Source organism: Streptomyces albireticuli (genome assembly GCF_002192455.1).
GTDB classification, from domain to species: Bacteria; Actinomycetota; Actinomycetes; order Streptomycetales; family Streptomycetaceae; genus Streptomyces; species Streptomyces albireticuli_B.
In genome coordinates, this window is the sequence record NZ_CP021744.1 from 5,270,524 (window position 1) to 5,286,969 (window position 16,446).

At 72.6% G+C, this 16,446-nt stretch carries 13 protein-coding genes and 2 pseudogenes; 10 read left to right on the forward strand and 5 right to left on the reverse strand.

Going from position 1 to position 16,446, the window contains the following annotated elements; translation table 11 throughout:
• Positions 1-13: 13 nt before the first annotated feature.
• Together SMD11_RS22715 and SMD11_RS22720 are read right to left on the reverse strand one after the other, a co-directional pair.
• Positions 14-1,654, reverse strand: coding sequence for an ArnT family glycosyltransferase (locus SMD11_RS22715; protein WP_418952467.1), 1,641 nt, complete (start codon positions 1,652-1,654; stop codon positions 14-16).
• On the reverse strand, positions 1,651-2,907 hold the full coding sequence (locus SMD11_RS22720; protein ID WP_087928189.1) for a glycosyltransferase: 1,257 nt from the start codon (positions 2,905-2,907) through the stop codon (positions 1,651-1,653). The genes SMD11_RS22715 and SMD11_RS22720 overlap by 4 nt, the downstream gene beginning before the upstream one ends.
• Before the next feature lie 354 nt (positions 2,908-3,261).
• On the opposite strand from SMD11_RS22720, the gene SMD11_RS22725 reads away from it, so the two are divergent.
• The 6 genes and pseudogenes from SMD11_RS22725 (at position 3,262) to SMD11_RS22745 (ending at position 7,898) form a co-directional block, all read left to right on the forward strand.
• Entirely contained in the window at positions 3,262-3,807 is a 546-nt protein-coding gene (locus SMD11_RS22725) for a hypothetical protein (RefSeq protein WP_159395346.1), read from the forward strand.
• A gap of 306 nt (positions 3,808-4,113) precedes the next feature.
• Positions 4,114-4,245: pseudogene (locus SMD11_RS37100) on the forward strand (tetratricopeptide repeat protein); the annotation flags it as partial.
• A gap of 410 nt (positions 4,246-4,655) precedes the next feature.
• The gene (locus SMD11_RS37105; protein WP_324614763.1) at positions 4,656-5,489 is read left to right on the forward strand and encodes an ATP-binding protein; all 834 of its coding nucleotides are present in this window, start codon (positions 4,656-4,658) and stop codon (positions 5,487-5,489) included.
• The gene (locus tag SMD11_RS22735; protein WP_087928191.1) at positions 5,486-6,577 is read left to right on the forward strand and encodes a tetratricopeptide repeat protein; all 1,092 of its coding nucleotides are present in this window, start codon (positions 5,486-5,488) and stop codon (positions 6,575-6,577) included. The genes SMD11_RS37105 and SMD11_RS22735 overlap by 4 nt, the downstream gene beginning before the upstream one ends.
• Positions 6,578-6,622: 45 nt before the next feature.
• Positions 6,623-6,982: a histidine triad nucleotide-binding protein gene (locus tag SMD11_RS22740; protein ID WP_087928192.1), complete on the forward strand. Its 360-nt coding sequence runs from the start codon at positions 6,623-6,625 to the stop codon at positions 6,980-6,982.
• Between the two features lie 4 nt (positions 6,983-6,986).
• Positions 6,987-7,898 (forward strand): ribonuclease Z, encoded by a 912-nt coding sequence (locus tag SMD11_RS22745; protein ID WP_087928193.1) that lies wholly within the window; start codon positions 6,987-6,989, stop codon positions 7,896-7,898.
• An 83-nt stretch (positions 7,899-7,981) separates the two neighbouring features.
• Here SMD11_RS22745 and SMD11_RS22750 read toward each other — a convergent pair whose 3' ends face one another.
• Both SMD11_RS22750 and SMD11_RS22755 read right to left on the reverse strand, forming a co-directional pair.
• Positions 7,982-8,767 carry an HAD family acid phosphatase gene (locus SMD11_RS22750; RefSeq protein WP_087928194.1) on the reverse strand — a complete coding sequence of 262 codons (786 nt, stop codon included), beginning with the start codon at positions 8,765-8,767 and terminating at the stop codon, positions 7,982-7,984.
• A gap of 231 nt (positions 8,768-8,998) precedes the next feature.
• The gene (locus SMD11_RS22755; RefSeq protein WP_087928195.1) at positions 8,999-10,336 is read right to left on the reverse strand and encodes a 6-phospho-beta-glucosidase; all 1,338 of its coding nucleotides are present in this window, start codon (positions 10,334-10,336) and stop codon (positions 8,999-9,001) included.
• A gap of 71 nt (positions 10,337-10,407) precedes the next feature.
• Here SMD11_RS22755 and SMD11_RS22760 point away from each other — a divergent pair, with 71 nt between their 5' ends.
• The 4 genes and pseudogenes from SMD11_RS22760 to SMD11_RS22775 all read left to right on the forward strand — a co-directional run.
• A complete protein-coding gene (locus SMD11_RS22760) occupies positions 10,408-11,577 on the forward strand; it encodes a carbohydrate kinase family protein (RefSeq protein WP_087928196.1) in 1,170 nt (389 codons plus the stop codon).
• Positions 11,578-11,721: 144 nt separating this feature from the next.
• The gene (locus tag SMD11_RS22765; RefSeq protein ID WP_087928197.1) at positions 11,722-12,714 is read left to right on the forward strand and encodes a PhoH family protein; all 993 of its coding nucleotides are present in this window, start codon (positions 11,722-11,724) and stop codon (positions 12,712-12,714) included.
• Positions 12,715-12,744: 30 nt separating this feature from the next.
• Complete coding sequence (gene ybeY, locus SMD11_RS22770) at positions 12,745-13,242, forward strand: rRNA maturation RNase YbeY (RefSeq protein WP_087928198.1); 498 nt, start codon at positions 12,745-12,747, stop codon at positions 13,240-13,242.
• Positions 13,239-14,555: pseudogene (locus SMD11_RS22775) on the forward strand (hemolysin family protein); the annotation flags it as partial. The gene ybeY and the pseudogene SMD11_RS22775, both read left to right, overlap by 4 nt.
• A gap of 286 nt (positions 14,556-14,841) precedes the next feature.
• On the opposite strand, the gene SMD11_RS22780 reads toward SMD11_RS22775, so the two are convergent.
• A complete protein-coding gene (locus SMD11_RS22780) occupies positions 14,842-16,314 on the reverse strand; it encodes an MFS transporter (RefSeq protein WP_087928199.1) in 1,473 nt (490 codons plus the stop codon).
• Positions 16,315-16,446: the final 132 nt, after the last annotated feature.

A 16,446-nucleotide genomic window follows, 5' to 3' on the forward strand; every position in this document is an offset into this window, starting at 1 on the left:
GGACGGGAGAGCGTCATCGCGCCGCCCCCGTCCCCGTGATCCGGCGGATCTCGATGCGGTCCGCGCCGCGCCCGAAGACCGCGACGGTCCGGGAGTGCTCCAGCGCCCCCTGGACGACCGGCAGATGGGCCGCGTCGCGCCGCACCGTGGGCGAGGCGACCACGTAGTCCAGGTCGCGCCAGCCGCCGGGCAGGCTGCGGGCGACGGCCGGGTCCAGGTCGGCCTTGTAGAACCAGATGGCGCCCGTCCCCGGGGTGTAGCCGGCGTGCACGAGGTCGAGCCAGATCGCGTCGTCGGCGAGGACGCGCGTACGGGCCGGGTCCGCGACCCTGTCCCGGTCCCGCAGCCAGGACGTCGCGGCGCGGTACGGGGCGTTGACGTCGGTGGTGACGGCGGCGCGGTCGCCGTCGTACCAGCGCGGCACCGTGTACGCGGCCGCCGCCCCGGTGAGCAGGACGACCGCGGTCCAGCGCGCGGGGTACCAGCGGCGCCGGAAGCCCGGGCGGGTGCGCAGCGTCTTCCCGGTGACGGCCGCGGCGAGCCCGGCCAGGGAGAGGGCCAGGAAGGGCAGCGCCTGGATGATGTACATCGCCGGCAGATAGCCGGAGGGGCGCAGCGCGACGACCGCGAGGATCAGCGCGGCGATCGCGGGACCGGCCATCGCCCGGGCCGTCACGGAGCGGCGGGTGAGGGCCATGAGCGCGAGCGCGGCGGCCAGCCCGCCGACCGGCAGCACCCGGTCGTAGTACAGCCAGGCGCTCAGCACTTGGTGGGCGGCTGAGCCGGGGTCGAGGAGGAAGCCCGAGCCGGCCCGGCTCATCTGGTACGTGACGCCGTCGACGAGCGAGACATGGCCGGGGCCGGGGAACAGCTCGTGGTTGAGGAGCGCGAGCAGCGGATAGGACAGGCCGATCAGCACGCAGACGGTCACCGCGCCCGTCACCGCGAACTTGCGGGTGTCGCGGTGGGTGTGGCGCCACATCGTCACCAGCAGCGCCGGCAGGACGACCAGCATGGTCTCCTTCGACAGCACGGCCACGGCGGCCGCGACGCCGGCCCCGAAGTGGTGCCACAGGTGCCGCCGCGGGGACGCGGCCAGGCAGAAGGCCAGCAGCGTCCACATCACGGCGATGTTGTCGAGGAAGATCTCCCGCTGGAGGACGACCGACAGCGGGGACAGCCCGAACAGGGCCGTGCCGAGTCCCGCCGCCCAGAGCGGCAGCCCGAGCCGCCGCCCCAGCGCGTACACCAGCACCGCGCTCACCGCCGTCACCACCAGCATCGCGGCGCGCATGGGGGCGACCGTGAGGAGGTCGGGCGCGAGGACCGAGGGGAGCCAGGTGAGGGCGGCGATCTGGAGCCAGCCCAGGGGCGGGTGGTCGTACCAATAGGTGTAGTGGGCCAGGCCCTTGCCCTGCTGGACGGCCCACGCCTGGGCGAGGTACGTGCCCTCGTCGTCGCTGAGGTTGGGGTAGCCGGTGATGTTCCAGCCCTGGACCAGCAGGATCGCGATCAGCAGCAGCCCGCAGAGCGCCAGGTCGGGGCGGGAGCGGCGCAGCCGCAGCACGGGCCGGAGCGGGACCGGGGGGCCGGCCGCGGCCGGGCGGTAGAGGGTGTCGGGCCGGGCCTGGGCGGTGGGGAGGGTCGCGGTCACGACGTGACGTCCTCTCGGGTGAGGTGCGCGCCGACGTGCTGGGTGAGCTCCCACTCGTTGCGGCCCCGCTGCTCCCGCCAGACCGCGCGGACAGCGGCCCCGGCGAGAAGGAACTGGTAGAACGGGCCGCCGGCGATGAGCTTGAGGTAGTGGACCAGGCGCACCCGGAACCCGTACTGCTTGCCGAAGTCGTGCAGACCGACGACCTCGAAGACGAAGGTGATGAAGGCCGTCACGGCCGGCAGGAACGTCAGCACGGCGATGTGGACGGGGACGTGCAGCAGGAGCGTCACCAGGACGTTGAGCGGGATGACGAGCCCGGTGAAGGCCTGGAAGAACGGGGTCATCAGGGTGTAGCGGGCGAGCATCCGCTGTCCCACGGTCGGCAGCCGGTGCCAGTCGCGCTTGCGGTAGACCTGGATGAAGCCCTGGTTCCAGCGGGTGCGCTGCTTGAGCAGGCTCATCAGGGAGCCGGGCGTCTCCTCGCGGGTCACCATCTCCGCGTCGTACGCGACGACGACGCGCTTGCCCCTGCTGGACAGCCGTACGCCCAGGTCGCAGTCCTCGGCCAGGCAGTCGGGGTCCCAGCCGCCGGCCTCGCGCAGCACGTCGGTGCGGACGAAGACGGTGTTGCCGCCGAGCGGGATGAAGCCCTTCGCGGCGTGCAGGTGCAGCCGGCTGCGGAACCAGAAGAAGTACTCCAGGCAGTTGCGCAGGCTGTACCAGCTGGAGTGGAAGTTGATCAGCTGGACGCCGCCCTGCACCACGTCGGCGCCGGTGCTGCGGAAGGCGTGGTCGACGTGGGTGAGCAGGGCCGGGTGCACCTGGTCCTCGGCGTCGAAGACCCCGACGACGTCGCCCAGGCAGTGCGGGAGGGCGGTGTTCAGGGCCTTCGGCTTGTTCTTCGCGGCGTGCGTGTCGGTGATCACCCGCACCCGGTTGGGCGCGGAGGCCGCGACGCGCTCGGCGACCTCGGCCGTGCCCGGGTCGTCGTGGCCGACGACGACGAGGATCTCGAAGCGGGCGTGGGTGGAGCGCAGCAGGCGCCTGACGGTGTGTTCGAGTACGGCCTGCTCGTGGCGGGCCGGCACCAGCAGCGAGAAGGACAGCGTGCCGTGGCCGCTCGGGCGCTCGAAGCGGGTGGCCGCGAGCGTCTCGGGCGTCCGCCAGGCGTGCATCTGCCACCAGAGCGTGAAGGCGGCCATCCAGAAGAGCGTCAGCGAAACGACGCAGACCAATACGGACGTGAGCAAAGAAGTCCCCCCTAGGACCCACGGATCAGGACGCGCGACAGGGCGCGAGACGGCGCGCTACGGCAGTGCGAAGCCGGCTGTCGGTCGCACGGCCGTCGAGCCCCCCGGCCGCCGCTGTGTGGCATGCCCCCTCACGCGACTCCCCAGTGCGCGTGTGTCTCCCCTTCGCTGGAGAGAGTAAGGGGGGAAGATGAAACGCAGGTGCTTAATTGATAAATCCCGTGTTTCCGAACTTACGGTCGAACAGGGGCAGTTGGGTGGTGAAAACGCCATAGGGGCGCGCCCCGGGGGCGCCCGCGGGCCTGGCCGGGGCCGCCCTTCCGTGCCGGTCCGGGCGGTGGGAAGCTGTCCTCTATGGGTGCATTGAGGCGCCTACGGGCCCGACAGGTGCTGTACGCCGCGGGGGTGGCCGCCCTCGTGGGCCCGGCCGCCCTGTCGCTCGTCGGCTGCGAACCGGCGGAAGCGGGCGGTCTCAACTCGGTGGCCGTCGCCGTCACCACCGACAAACGGGCCACCGGCCGGCTCCAGCACGACGGCTATCCGGTGCAGTGGCTGTCCTGCATCGGCACGGCCGAGGCGGGCGGCTCCACGGACAAGGGCTCGCCGCGCCCGGTGTCGGCCGTGGGGGTCGACTGCGAGGGCCGGACGGGCGGCGGCCAGAAGATCATCGTCTACGGCCGGGTCACGGGGATCCACGGCGAGACCTGTGTGCGGGGGCGGCTGACGGGCAAGGTGGACGGGAAGACGGCGTTCACGGCGGGGGTGCTGGGGGAGTGCGAGGGGAGTGGGAGCGGGTCGGGGAGGCCGGATGTCCAGCCGGAGAAGCCGGGTGGGAAGCCGGGTGGGCAGGGGCCGTCGCCGGACTGTACGGATGAGCACGGGAAGCCGAAGGGGAAGTAGCCGCCGCGCGGGGCTCTTTCCCCGGCCCCGCCCCTTCCCGCCGCATCCGATGCGCGGCTCCGCCGCGTGGCGGGGGCGAGCCCCCGGGCCCCCTTTTCCGCGCTCCGCGCGGTGTCCTCAAGCGCCGGACGGGCTGAAATCAGCCCGTCCGGGGGCACCTCCCAGCGGTAGCTGGGGGAGCTTGAGGACATTCGGGAAGGGGCGGGGCGGGGACAAAGCCCCGCGCAGCGGCACCCACCGGCCCCTCCCCACCCCCGCCCCACAACCCCGCTCCACCCGCCGCGAGCCCCCGCTTAGGCTGGGGGCATGCCCGACGAGTCCCCCCTCATCAAGAGCCTGCGCACCGCCGTGGACGCCGCCCCCGACGACGTACCCCTGCGCCTTCACCTCGCCCAGCTCCTGCTCGACGCGGGACACGTCCAGGACGCCATCGCCCAGGCCGCCGGAGCGCTCCAGCGGGAACCGGGCAACACCGACGCCCAGATGCTCATGGCCCGCGCCGTGGCGCCCGTGGCGCCCGTCGCACCCGCCACGCCCATACCCCCCGTCGCGCCCCCGCCCCGAGCGCCCCCGCGCGACTCGACGCGCCTCCCGTTGCCGACCCCGCCGCGGCCGCCGGAGCGCCCGCCCCGGCCACGACCGGCGACCCGTACGACTGGAAGCGCGCCGAGAACGAGCTCGCGGACGTCGTCCCGCCCCGCTTCGTCCAGCAGCCGGCCCCGGACGCCGCGCCCCAGGAGCCGGAGCTCCCCGAGGCCCCGCTCACCGTCGACGGATCCGGTACCGCCGACGACTCCTCCCTCTGGGAGGTCCAGCCGGGCGACATCACGCTCGCCGACGTCGGCGGCATGCACGAGGTCAAGGACCGGCTGGAGGCCGCCTTCCTCGCCCCCATGCGCAACCCCGAGCTGCGCAAGCTCTACGGCAAGAGCCTCCGCGGCGGCCTGCTGCTGTACGGTCCGCCCGGCTGCGGCAAGACGTACATCGCCCGCGCCGTCGCCGGCGAGCTCGGCGCCCGCTTCATGTCCGTCAGCATCAGCGACGTCCTCGACATGTGGATCGGCAACTCCGAGCGGAACCTCCGCCAGCTCTTCGAGACCGCCCGCCGCAACGCCCCCTGCGTCCTCTTCCTCGACGAGCTGGACGCCCTCGGCGCCAAGCGCAGCCAGATCCGCAACACCGGCATGCGCAACACCGTCAACCAGCTGCTCACGGAGCTGGACGGCGTCGACGGCAGCGCCAACGACGGCGTCTTCGTCCTGGCCGCCACCAACCACCCCTGGGACGTCGACACCGCGCTGCGCCGCCCGGGCCGCCTCGACCGGATGCTGCTCGTGCTGCCGCCCGACCGGACCGCCCGCGAGGGGATCATCCACCACCACCTCAAGGACCGGCCCGTCGCCGGCATCGACCTGGCCAAGCTGGCCAAGCGGACCGAGGGGTTCTCCGGCGCGGACCTGCGGCACCTGTGCGAGTCGGCCGCCGAGCGGGCGCTCCTGGACTCGGTGCGCACCGGCCGCGCCCGCATGATCGAGATGTCCGACCTGCTCGGCGCTCTCGACCAGCTGCGGCCCTCCACCGGCCCGTGGTTCGCCTCGGCCCGCAACGTGGCGCAGTTCGCCAACGACGGCGGCGCGTACGACGAACTGCTCGCGTACCTGAAGCGGAAGAAGATGCTGTGAGCGAGACGGTCAACCCGGTCGTCGCCCGTGCCATGGCGCTCATCGACGTCGACCGCTGCACCCAGGCCCAGGAGATCCTCTCGGGCCATCTGGCGACGTTCCCGGACGACGCCCGGGCCTGGGAGCGGCTCTCGGTCTGCCGTTTCGAGGCGCGGGACTGGACGGGGGCGGTGCGGGCGGCGGACGAGGCCCTGCGGCTGAGCCCCGAGTTCGTCGACGCGCACCTGCGCCGCAGCGAGGCCTTCCGCGTCTGCGGCTGGACCAAGCAGGCGGTCGAGGCGGCCCGCGAGGGCGTCCGGCTGCTGCCCGAGGACCCGGCCCCCAGAGTGGTCCTGTCGCACGCCCTGCGGAAGCTCCCGGAGCAGGAGGGGCTCCAGGAGGCGTACGACACCGCCCTGGAGGCGATACGCCTGGACCCGGAGCGCGTGGGCGCGCACTTCGCGCTCTACTTCGCCGCCTACGACATGGGCCGCAAGGACCTCGCGGCCCAGGCCATGGACCAGGTCCTCTCCTTCGACCCCGGCAACGCCGCCGCCCGCACCAACCTCGCGGCCCTGCGCACGGAGGACCCGAACGGCGACCTGTTCGCCGCCACCGAGGACCTCGCGGCGGCCCTGACCGTCCAGCCCGACTCCTGGCACGCCCGGCACAACCTCGATGTGGTCGCGCGGAAGCTGCTGAAGCAGGCGCGCTGGCCGGCGCTGGCCTCCCTGGTCATCGCGATGGCGACGGCGGTGGCCGGCGACACCGCGCCCGAAGGGCAGGGGCTGGGCCCGTCCATCCCGCTCGGGGCGCAGGCCGTGGGCCTCGGCGCCATCGTGGCGATGTGGGCCTGGTGCGTCCTGCTGACGCTCCGCAAGCTCCCCCGGTCCGTCCGCGGCTACCTGCTGCGGCTGCCCCGGCGGGTCCCCGCGCTGAAGGTGATGGCCGGCGGCGTCCTCTGGTGCGTGCTGTGCGCGGTGCTGCTGCTGACCTTCCCCTACGGCCCGCAGTGGTTCGTGGGCGTGTTCCTCAATTCCGGCTGGGTGGGACTGGCGGGGTGCATGATCTACAGCGCCAGGTCCAAGCGCCTCAGGACGCGCGGGTAACATCCGGACCGGACCGTACGAGCCGACGACCCCGAGGAGCCACCGGTGGCGGGAGAACCGCAGGCCGACTGCCTGTTCTGCAAGATCGTCGCGGGGGAGGTGCCCGCGACCGTCGTCCGGGAGACCGACACGACCGTCGCGTTCCGCGACATCAACCCGCAGGCGCCCACGCACGTCCTGGTGATCCCCAAGGTGCACCACCCGGACGCCGCGACCCTCGCGGCCGCCGAGCCGCAGATCGCCGCGGACATACTGCGCGAGGCCGGCCACGTCGCCGCGGCGGAGGGTGTGGACGCCTCGGGCTTCCGCATCGTCTTCAACACGGGCAGCGGCGCCGGACAGACCGTCTTCCACGCGCACGCCCACGTGCTCGGCGGACGCGGCCTCAACTGGCCCCCCGGCTAGACCCTTGTCCGTACGGGAACTGGTCGTCCTCGGCACCGCCAGCCAGGTGCCGACGCGCCATCGCAACCACAACGGCTACGTCCTGCTCTGGGACGGCGAGGGCATCCTCTTCGACCCCGGCGAGGGCACCCAGCGGCAGATGCTGCGCGCCGGGGTGGCTGCCCACGACCTGAACCGGATCTGCGTCACCCACTTCCATGGTGACCACTCCCTCGGGCTCGCGGGCGTCATCCAGCGCATCAACCTCGACCGGGTCCCGCACCCGGTCACCGCGCACTACCCGAGGAGCGGGCAGCGCTTCTTCGACCGGCTGCGGTACGCCACGGCCTACCGCGAGACGGTGGACCTGGCCCAGGAGCCGGTGACGGGCACCGGCGCGGTGCTCGCGCGCACCCCGTCGTACGTCCTGGAGGCGCGGCGCCTCTCGCACCCCGTCGAGTCCTACGGCTACCGCCTGACGGAGCCCGACGGGCGCCGGATGCTGCCCGAGCGGCTGAAGGCGGCCGGCATCGCGGGCCCGGACGTGGGGCGCCTCCAGCGGGAGGGCGCGCTCGGCGACGTCACCCTGGACGACGTCAGCGAGGTGCGCCGCGGGCAGCGGTTCGCCTTCGTGATGGACACCCGGCTGTGCGAGGGCGTGGAGGCCCTGGCGGAGGGCTGCGACATGCTCGTCATCGAGTCCACGTTCCTGGACGAGGACGAGTCGCTGGCCGTCGAGCACGGGCACCTGACGGCGGGCCAGGCCGCCCGGGTCGCCGCCGCGGCCGGCGTGCGCCACCTGGTGCTCACGCACTTCTCGCAGCGCTACGACGACCCCGCCGTCTTCGAGCGGCAGGCACGGGCGGCGGGCTTCACGGGCGAGCTGACCGTCGCCCGCGACCTGCTGCGCGTCCCGGTCCCCAAGAGGGGGCGCTGAGCGGTCCGTAAGGACGACACCGGCAGGAACCAAAGTGCCGGTGTCGTCCTTACGGCGGCCGTCTCAGGGGGCCTCACGGCTCCTTACGGCAGGTAGTACATCGGGTTCGGCAGCTTGTACGTCCGGTCGGCGTAGCCGCCCTGGAGGTCGCTGTACTGGTCGCCGAAGTTGGCCACGATGTCGTAGCCCTGGGACTCGATGTGCTTGCGGGTGCCCGCCTTGTACTCGACCGTCGTGCAGGTGGCACCGCACGGCAGGTAGGCCGGCGGGGTCTTCTTGTTCTTCAGGAAGAAGTGCGCGGGGTCGGCGGCCGGCTTGTAGCCGACGTTCTTGAGGTTGCGCACGCTCCAGTCGCGCTGGTGCTCGCCGCGCCCGGTCACGTAGAAGACCGTCACACCCTTGGACTGGGCCCAGTTGACCAGCTCGGGCATGCCGAAGACCGCCGCCATGTCGGTGGACTTCAGATAGGCGTCCTGCGACTCGGGCGTGAAGTGGAAGCCCTGCTGGAGCTCGTAGTGGTAGGTGAGCAGCGTGGTGTCGTCCAGGTCGAGGACGATGGCGGGCTTGGTCTTGGTGTGCTTGCTGTTGCGCACCGCCCGGTCGATCTGGGCCTTGGCCTTCTTCTCGATGCCCGCGACCTGCTTGGCGTAGTTGCTGTCCGGCGAGGCGTAGTGCTGGCCCGCCTTGTCGACGGTGTCGCCGTAGTAGGCCTTGATCTTCTCCTGGACCTGCGCGAGGTTCGGGATCTCCTTGTCCGTGCGCGGCGCGGAGTGGTCGGCCGAGGCCGCACCCGCCGCGTAGAGGCCGGCGCCGGCGGCGAGGGCCGCGGTCACGGCGGCGATACGGATGCGGTTGCGCTTCGAGGGCACGTCAAACTCCTGGGTCACACGACGGGTGCAGCGCGAAGCTAGAAGGGCCGGACCTGCCCGGTCAACGACGGACGTCACAGCGGCGCCCCATGAGTAGGTCAAGAAAACCGCAGGTGGGAAGGGTCGGCGCAGGTCACGCCCCCTGGGCGGGGCCGCAGCCTGCGCCTTCGCCCGCGCCGCGCGGGGGCCCGCACCCGTGGCGTCGCACGGTCCCGCGCGGCCCCCGGCCCGCTACACCGGGAGCGGATACGCCTCGGACCGTGCCAGGATCCGGGCCGCCACCGCGGGGGAGTCGACCAGCGGGTGCAGCGCCAGCGCCCGCAGCGCCGCGCTCCGGTCGCCCAGCACGGCCGCGTCGATGGCCGCCCGCTCGACCGCCTTGAGCTGGAGCATCAGCCCGAGCTGGTCCTCCCGCAGCGGCGCGCACGGCAGCGGCCGGGCGCCCTTGGCGCTCACCTCGCACACCGTCTCGATGATCGCCTTGGAGTCCAGCGCGGGCACCGTCGTGCCGTTGGGGACGTTCAGGACGAGCCGGGTCCGCTCGTCCCCCGAGATCGCCCGCATCAGGGCGAGCGCCACCCGCTCGTAGCCGCCGCCGTCCAGGTCGCAGGAGTCCCGCTGCCAGCCGCCGCTCGCCGCCCGGCTCTCGGCCATGTACGTCTCCTCGCGGCGGCGCCGGGTCCGCTCCCACAGCTCGTACGCCTTGTCGAGCGCGGCGGCGGCCGTCGTGAAGAACTGGCCCTGCTGCTGGTCGAGGAACTCGCCCCGGGTCTCCACCGAGTCCAGCACGGAGCGCAGGGTCTCCCGGCGGAAGTAGTAGTAGTGCAGGTACTCGTTGGGCAGGGCGCCCAGCGCCTGGAGCCACTCCGGGCCGAAGAGCTTGCCCTCCTCGAAGGAGAGCAGCGCCTTCTCGTCGCCCAGCAGCCCCGGCAGCAGCTCCCGGCCGTCGAGCGTCAACGACCGCAGCCACCCGAGGTGGTTGAGGCCCACGTAGTCGAAGCGCACCTCGTCCGGATCGGCGTGCACCGCCCGTGCCGCGCGCCTCACCAGCCCCACGGGTGAATCGCAGATGCCGATCACCCGTTCACCCAGGACGGTCTCCATGGCCTCCGTCACCATCCCCGCGGGGTTGGTGAAGTTGATGACCCAGGCGTCCGGGGCGAGTGCCGCGACCCGCCGGGCGATGTCCACCGCCACCGGGATCGTCCGCAGCCCGTAGAGCACCCCGCCCGCGCCCACCGTCTCCTGGCCCAGGACCCGCTCGCCCAGCGGAATCCTTTCATCGCGCACGCGTCCCGCCGTGCCGCCCACCCGGATCGCGGAGAACACGAAGTCGGCGCCGCGCAGCGCCTCGTCCAGGTCTCTCGCGACCCGCACGACCGGCGCGCCGGGCACGCCGGCCGCCTGCGCGGACAGCACGGACTCGATCACCTTCAGCCGGATGGGGTCGGTGTCGTACAGGACGAGCTCGGTGCACCGGCCCGGCGCGTCGCGCCGCGCGTCGTCCAACAGGGCCCGATGCACAAGAGGAACCCGGAATCCGCCACCGCCGAGAATCGTCAGCCTCATGGAACGGAACGTATCGCAGCATCGGGCAGACTGTCCGGACCCGCATCCCCTGAGAGGAGCAGCGAGCGAGCATGACGATCTATTCGCCTCATGCGGTGCCGCCGTCGGCCTTCCGAGGAGAGCGCTTCCCGGGGCCCGCGGACCCCGAGGGCCGCTCCGGCCCGGCGCCCGTCCTCGACCCCCTCGCCGAGGTCCGCAGGGAGGGTGACCCGGAGACCGACGTCTATCTGACCGGCACCGTCTTCCTCGACATCATCTTCACCGGCCTGGACTCCGCCCCCGTGCGCGGCACCGAGTCCTGGGCCCGCGGCATGGGCTCCAGCCCCGGCGGCGTCGCCAACATGGCCACCGCCCTCGCCCGCCTCGGCCTGCGCACCTCGCTCGCCGCCGCCTTCGGCGACGACATGTACGGCGAGTACTGCTGGGACGCCCTCTCGCGCGGCGAGGGCATCGACCTCGGCCTCTCCCGCACCGTCCCCGGCTGGCACTCCCCGGTCACCGTCTCCATGGCCTACGAGGGCGAGCGCACGATGGTCTCCCACGGCCACGAGGCCCCGCCCCCCGAGGAGCCGGCCCCCGAGTGCCCGCCCCCGGCCCGCGCCTGCGTGGCCCTGCTCGTGCCCGGCCGCGAGGAGGAGTGGATCGCCACCGCCGCCCGCCGGGGCAGCCGGGTCTTCGCCGACGTCGGCTGGGACGAGACCGGCCGCTGGGACCCCGCCGACCTCGCCGACCTGGAGCACTGCGAGGCCTTCCTGCCCAACGCCGAGGAGGCCATGCGCTACACCCGCACGGACTGCCCGCGCGCCGCCGCCCGCGCCCTGGCCGAGAAGGTGCCGCTCGCCGTCGTCACCATGGGCGAGAAGGGCGCCTTCGCCGTCGACAGCCGCACCGGCGAGAGCGCCGAGGTGCCCGCCATCGGCGTCGAGGCGCTCGATCCCACCGGCGCCGGCGACGTCTTCGTCGCGGGCTTCGTCACCGGCACCCTCGCCGGGTGGCCGCTCGCCGACCGGCTCGCCTTCGCGGGACTCACCGCCGCCCTGTCCGTGCAGGAGTTCGGGGGGTCACTCTCCGCACCCGGCTGGGTGGAGGTCGCCGCCTGGTGGAAGCACGTGCGGTCCTACGACGACCAGGCCCCGGCCACGCTGCGCCGCTACGGCTTCCTCGACGGCCTGCTGCCCGCCGCCGCCCGGCCCTGGCCGCTGCGCCGCGCCGTGCCCACGCTGGGCTTCCGCCAGCCGTAAAACCCCTCGGGCCCGGCGGCGGACCGTCGTACCCTTGACGTGCAAGGTCAGCGGACGAGATTGCGGCCCGGCGACACGGGCCGGACCGAGAACCGGACGCAGTGAGACACGGAAAGAGGGATGAGCAGGCCCCAGAGCCGGCCCATGACTTCGACACCCACACAACCGCAGGCGACGGCCCGCTTCACGGTCCCGGCCAAGCACCCCATGGTGACGGTCCTGGGCTCCGGCGACAGCCTCCTGCGCGTGATCGAGAAGGCCTTCCCCGGCACGGACATACACGTCCGGGGCAATGAGGTCAGCGCCACCGGGGCCCCAGGGGACGTCGCCCTCGTGCAGCGCCTGTTCGACGAGATGATGCTGGTGCTCCGCACCGGACAGCCGATGACGGAGGACGCGGTGGAACGGTCGATCGCGATGTTGCGCGACGAGAGCGAGGGCGGCGAGACCCCCGCGGAGGTCCTCACCCAGAACATCCTCTCCAACCGGGGCCGCACGATCCGCCCCAAGACGCTCAACCAGAAGCGCTACGTCGACGCCATCGACAAGCACACGGTCGTCTTCGGCATCGGCCCCGCCGGCACCGGCAAGACCTACCTGGCCATGGCCAAGGCCGTCCAGGCCCTCCAGTCCAAGCAGGTCAACCGCATCATCCTGACCCGGCCGGCCGTCGAGGCGGGCGAGCGGCTCGGCTTCCTGCCCGGCACGCTCTACGAGAAGATCGACCCCTATCTGCGGCCGCTCTACGACGCCCTGCACGACATGCTCGACCCCGACTCGATCCCCCGGCTGATGGCGGCGGGGACGATCGAGGTCGCCCCGCTGGCCTACATGCGCGGCCGCACGCTCAACGACGCCTTCATCATCCTCGACGAGGCGCAGAACACCAGCGCCGAGCAGATGAAGATGTTCCTCACCCGGCTCGGCTTCGACTCCAAGATCGTCGTCACGGGTGACATCACCCAGATCGACCTCCCCGGCGGTACGAAGAGCGGACTGCGCCAGGTCCAGCAGATCCTGGACGGCGTGGAGGACGTCCACTTCGCGCGGCTCACCAGCACCGACGTTGTCCGGCACAAGCTGGTCGGCCGTATTGTCGACGCGTACGAGCAGTTCGACAGCCGCGAAGGGCTGTAGTCCCCCCAGAAGCGAGAAGACCCGCGAACCATGGCCATCGACGTCAACAACGAATCCGGCACGGACATCGACGAGCAGGCGGTCCTCGACGTCGCCCGCTACGCCCTGGCCCGGATGCGCATCCACCCCCTCTCCGAACTCTCGGTCATCGTGGTCGACGAGGAGGCCATGGAGCAGCTCCACATCCAGTGGATGGACCTCCCCGGTCCGACCGACGTGATGTCCTTCCCCATGGACGAGCTGCGCCCGCCGGCCAAGGACGACGACGAGCCGCCGCAGGGCCTGCTCGGTGACATCGTCCTGTGCCCGGAGGTCGCGAAGAAGCAGGGCGAGGAGGCCCCCACGGGCCACTCCATGGACGAGGAGCTCCAGCTCCTCACCGTCCACGGCATCCTCCACCTGCTCGGCTACGACCACGAGGAGCCCGACGAGAAGGCCGAGATGTTCGGCCTCCAGGCCGCGATCGTCGACGGCTGGCGCGCCGAGCGCGGGATCGAGGGGCCCTCCCCGGCTCCCACGATCACGTGACCGGGCAGCTCATCGCCGTAGCGGTCCTGCTGCTCGTCGTCGCCTGGCTCGCCGCCTGCGCCGAGACGGGCCTCGCCCGGACCACCCGCTTCCGGGCCGAGGAGGCCGTGCGGTCCGGGCGGCGCGGCAGCGCCAAGCTGATGGCCGTCGCGGCCGACCCGACCCGCTATCTCAATGTCGCGCTGCTCGTGCGCGTCGCCTGCGAGATGGCGGCCGGAGTCGTCGTCACCTACGTCTGCCTGCGCGAGTTCGACACCACCTGGCAGGCGCTGACCGTCGCCATCGCGGTGATGGTCCTCGTCAGCTATGTGGCCGTCGGGGTCTCCCCGCGCACCATCGGCCGCCAGCACCCGCTGAACACCGCGACCGCCGCGGCGTACGTCCTGCTGCCCCTGGCCCGGATCATGGGCCCGGTGCCGCAGCTGCTGATCCTCATCGGCAACGCCCTCACCCCCGGCAAGGGCTTCCGCAAGGGCCCCTTCGCCTCCGAGGCGGAGCTGCGGGCCATGGTCGACCTGGCCGAGAAGGAGTCGCTGATCGAGGACGACGAGCGCCGCATGGTGCACTCCGTCTTCGAGCTCGGCGACACGCTCGTACGCGAGGTGATGGTGCCCCGCACCGACCTCGTGGTCATCGAGCGGGGCAAGACGATCCGGCAGGCGCTGACGCTGGCGCTGCGCTCCGGCTTCTCCCGCATCCCGGTGACCGGCGAGAGCGAGGACGACATCGTCGGCATCGTCTATCTGAAGGACCTGGTCCGGAAGACCCACATCAGCCGTGGCGCCGAGTCCGAGCTGGTCTCGACGGCGATGCGGCCCGCGGTCTTCGTGCCGGACACCAAGAACGCGGGCGACCTGCTGCGCGAGATGCAGCAGCAGCGCACCCACTGCGCGGTCGTCATCGACGAGTACGGCGGCACGGCCGGCATCGTCACGATCGAGGACATCCTCGAGGAGATCGTCGGCGAGATCACGGACGAGTACGACCGCGAACTGCCCCCCGTCGAGGAGCTCGGCGACGGCCGCTACCGCGTCACGGCCCGCCTCGACATCGGCGACCTGGGCCAGTTGTACGGCCTGGAGGAGTTCGACGACGAGGACGTCGAGACCGTCGGCGGCCTGCTGGCCAAGTCGCTCGGCCGGGTCCCGATCGCGGGGGCCACGGCGACGGTGGATCTGGCGGCGTACGGGCTGGCGGACGCGGTGCTTTCGGGATTGCGGCTCACGGCGGAGTCGGCGGCGGGGCGTCGGAACCGGATTGTGACGGTGCTGGTGGAGCCGTTGCCGACGGAGTCGGCGGGCGCGGGGGCGGACCGGCGTAGGGGGTGGGCCCTGCGGGCGGCTTTGTCCCCGCCCCGCCCCTTCCCGGACCGGGGGCAAGCCCCCGGGCCCCCTTTTCCGCGCTCCGTGCGGTGCCCTCAAACGCCGGACGGGCTGAATTTCGCCCGGTTCCGGGCAACGATTCAGCCCGTCCGGGGGCACCTCCCAGCGGTAGCCGGGGGAGTTCGAGGACCGGGGTCCGGGGCGGAGCCCCGCACGCGGCGGAGCCGCACATCGGATGCGGCGGGAAGGGGCGGGGCCGGGGAAAGAACCCCGCCGCTCAGGCCCGCCGCCGCAACCCCGCCGCGACGGCCACGGCAACCACCGCCACCACCACCGCATCCACCCCGAGCCCCAACCGCACCCCACCCAGCGTCGCCGACGCGAACGAGGACCCCCCGTCCCGCAGCGCGGAAACCCGCGCCGACGACACCGCGCTCAGCAGCGGAATCCCCACCGTGATCCCGATCTGCTGAGAGCTGGTCACCAGACCCGTCGCCAGCCCCTGTTCCCCGTCGGGCAGACCCGACGTGGCGGTGACGCCGTAGGACACGATCGCCCACAGGTGGCCCACGCAGGCCAGCGTGGCGGCGGTCATGGCCAGCCACGCGCCGCCGGAGCCGAGGCCGATGCCGAGGAGCGCGGCGGTGAAGACGGCCTGGACGGCCAGTCCGGCGACGAGCGTGTTGCGGGCGCCGACGCGGGCGATGACCTTGGGTGCGGTGAGGCCGGCGACGGCGGCGAAGACGCCCTGGACGCCGAAGACCAGACCGGTGCGGAAGGCCGAGAGCTCCAGCACCTCCTGGAGGTAGAGGGTGAGCAGGAAGACGACCGTGCTCATCATCGCGAACGTGGTCAGACCGGCCAGGTTCCCCCAGGCGACCGGGCGCCGGCGCAGCATCGGCAGGGAGACGAGGGGCTCGGCGGTCCGGGACTCCACGACCACGAAGGCGACGAGCAGCCCGACGCCGGCGACGAGCGTGCAGAGGACGTCCACGCCGCCGAAGCCGCGCTGGGCCGCCGTCGACAGGGCGTAGATCAGGGCCAGCAGGCCACCGGTGACGGTCACGGCGCCGGGGACGTCGACCCGGGGCCGCCCGGGGTGCCGGGACTCGGTCAGCAGGCCCGGCGCGACGGCCAGGATGGCGACGCCCGCCACGGCCAGCAGGCCCATCGTGGAGCGCCAGCCGAGGGAGTCGGTCATGACGCCGCCGAGCACCATGCCGATGGTGAAGCCCAGGGAGAGCAGGGTGCCGCTGATGCCGAGCGCCCGCTCGCGCCGGGGGCCTTCGGTGAAGGTCGTGGTCAGCAGGGACATGCCCGTCGGCACGATGGCGGCGGCGCCCAGCCCCTGGAGGGCGCGGCCCGCGAGGAAGACGGCCGGGTTCCAGGCGAGCGTGGCGAGCACGGAGGCCACGGTGAACAGGGCGAGCCCGGAGAGGAAGAGCCGGCGGCGCCCGTGGAGGTCGGCGATCCGGCCGAAGAGCAGCAGGAAGCCGCCGGAGGGCAGCGCGAACGCGGTCACGGCCCACTGGAGGTCGGCCTGGCCCATGCCGAGGTCGTCACCGAGGACGGGCAGCGCGACGTTCAGGATCGAGAAGTCGAGCGCGACGATGAACTGCGCGGCGCACAGCACCAGCAGGATCAGCTTCTCGCGGCCGGACATCCCGGCCGCTTCGGCGGCAACGGGAGACGAGGAGGAGGAAACAGGGGGAACAAGGGGAGCTGAGGCAGGGGAGGTGTCGATCGCCATGGTCACCACCCTCGGACGCCCGGAATACGCATGGGGAGACAGTGCTTATGGTGGTGCCCGTACCACCAGGCGAGGGGGAGCCGTTGAGTGTCAGCCGGACCGAAGAGCGGGCGGTGCCGGAGCCGCGCGGCG

What these genes read in the sequence shown, in the direction of transcription:
- SMD11_RS22725 (WP_159395346.1), top strand. Translation starts at nt 3,262, where the DNA reads ATGGGTGCATTGAGGCGCCTACGGGCCCGACAGGTGCTGTACGCCGCG.
- ybeY (WP_087928198.1), top strand. Translation starts at nt 12,745, where the DNA reads ATGGCCATCGACGTCAACAACGAATCCGGCACGGACATCGACGAGCAG.
- SMD11_RS22755 (WP_087928195.1), bottom strand. Translation starts at nt 10,336, where the DNA reads ATGAGGCTGACGATTCTCGGCGGTGGCGGATTCCGGGTTCCTCTTGTG.
- SMD11_RS22760 (WP_087928196.1), top strand. Translation starts at nt 10,408, where the DNA reads ATGACGATCTATTCGCCTCATGCGGTGCCGCCGTCGGCCTTCCGAGGA.
- SMD11_RS22780 (WP_087928199.1), bottom strand. Translation starts at nt 16,314, where the DNA reads ATGGCGATCGACACCTCCCCTGCCTCAGCTCCCCTTGTTCCCCCTGTT.
- SMD11_RS37105 (WP_324614763.1), top strand. Translation starts at nt 4,656, where the DNA reads ATGCACGAGGTCAAGGACCGGCTGGAGGCCGCCTTCCTCGCCCCCATG.
- SMD11_RS22765 (WP_087928197.1), top strand. Translation starts at nt 11,722, where the DNA reads ATGACTTCGACACCCACACAACCGCAGGCGACGGCCCGCTTCACGGTC.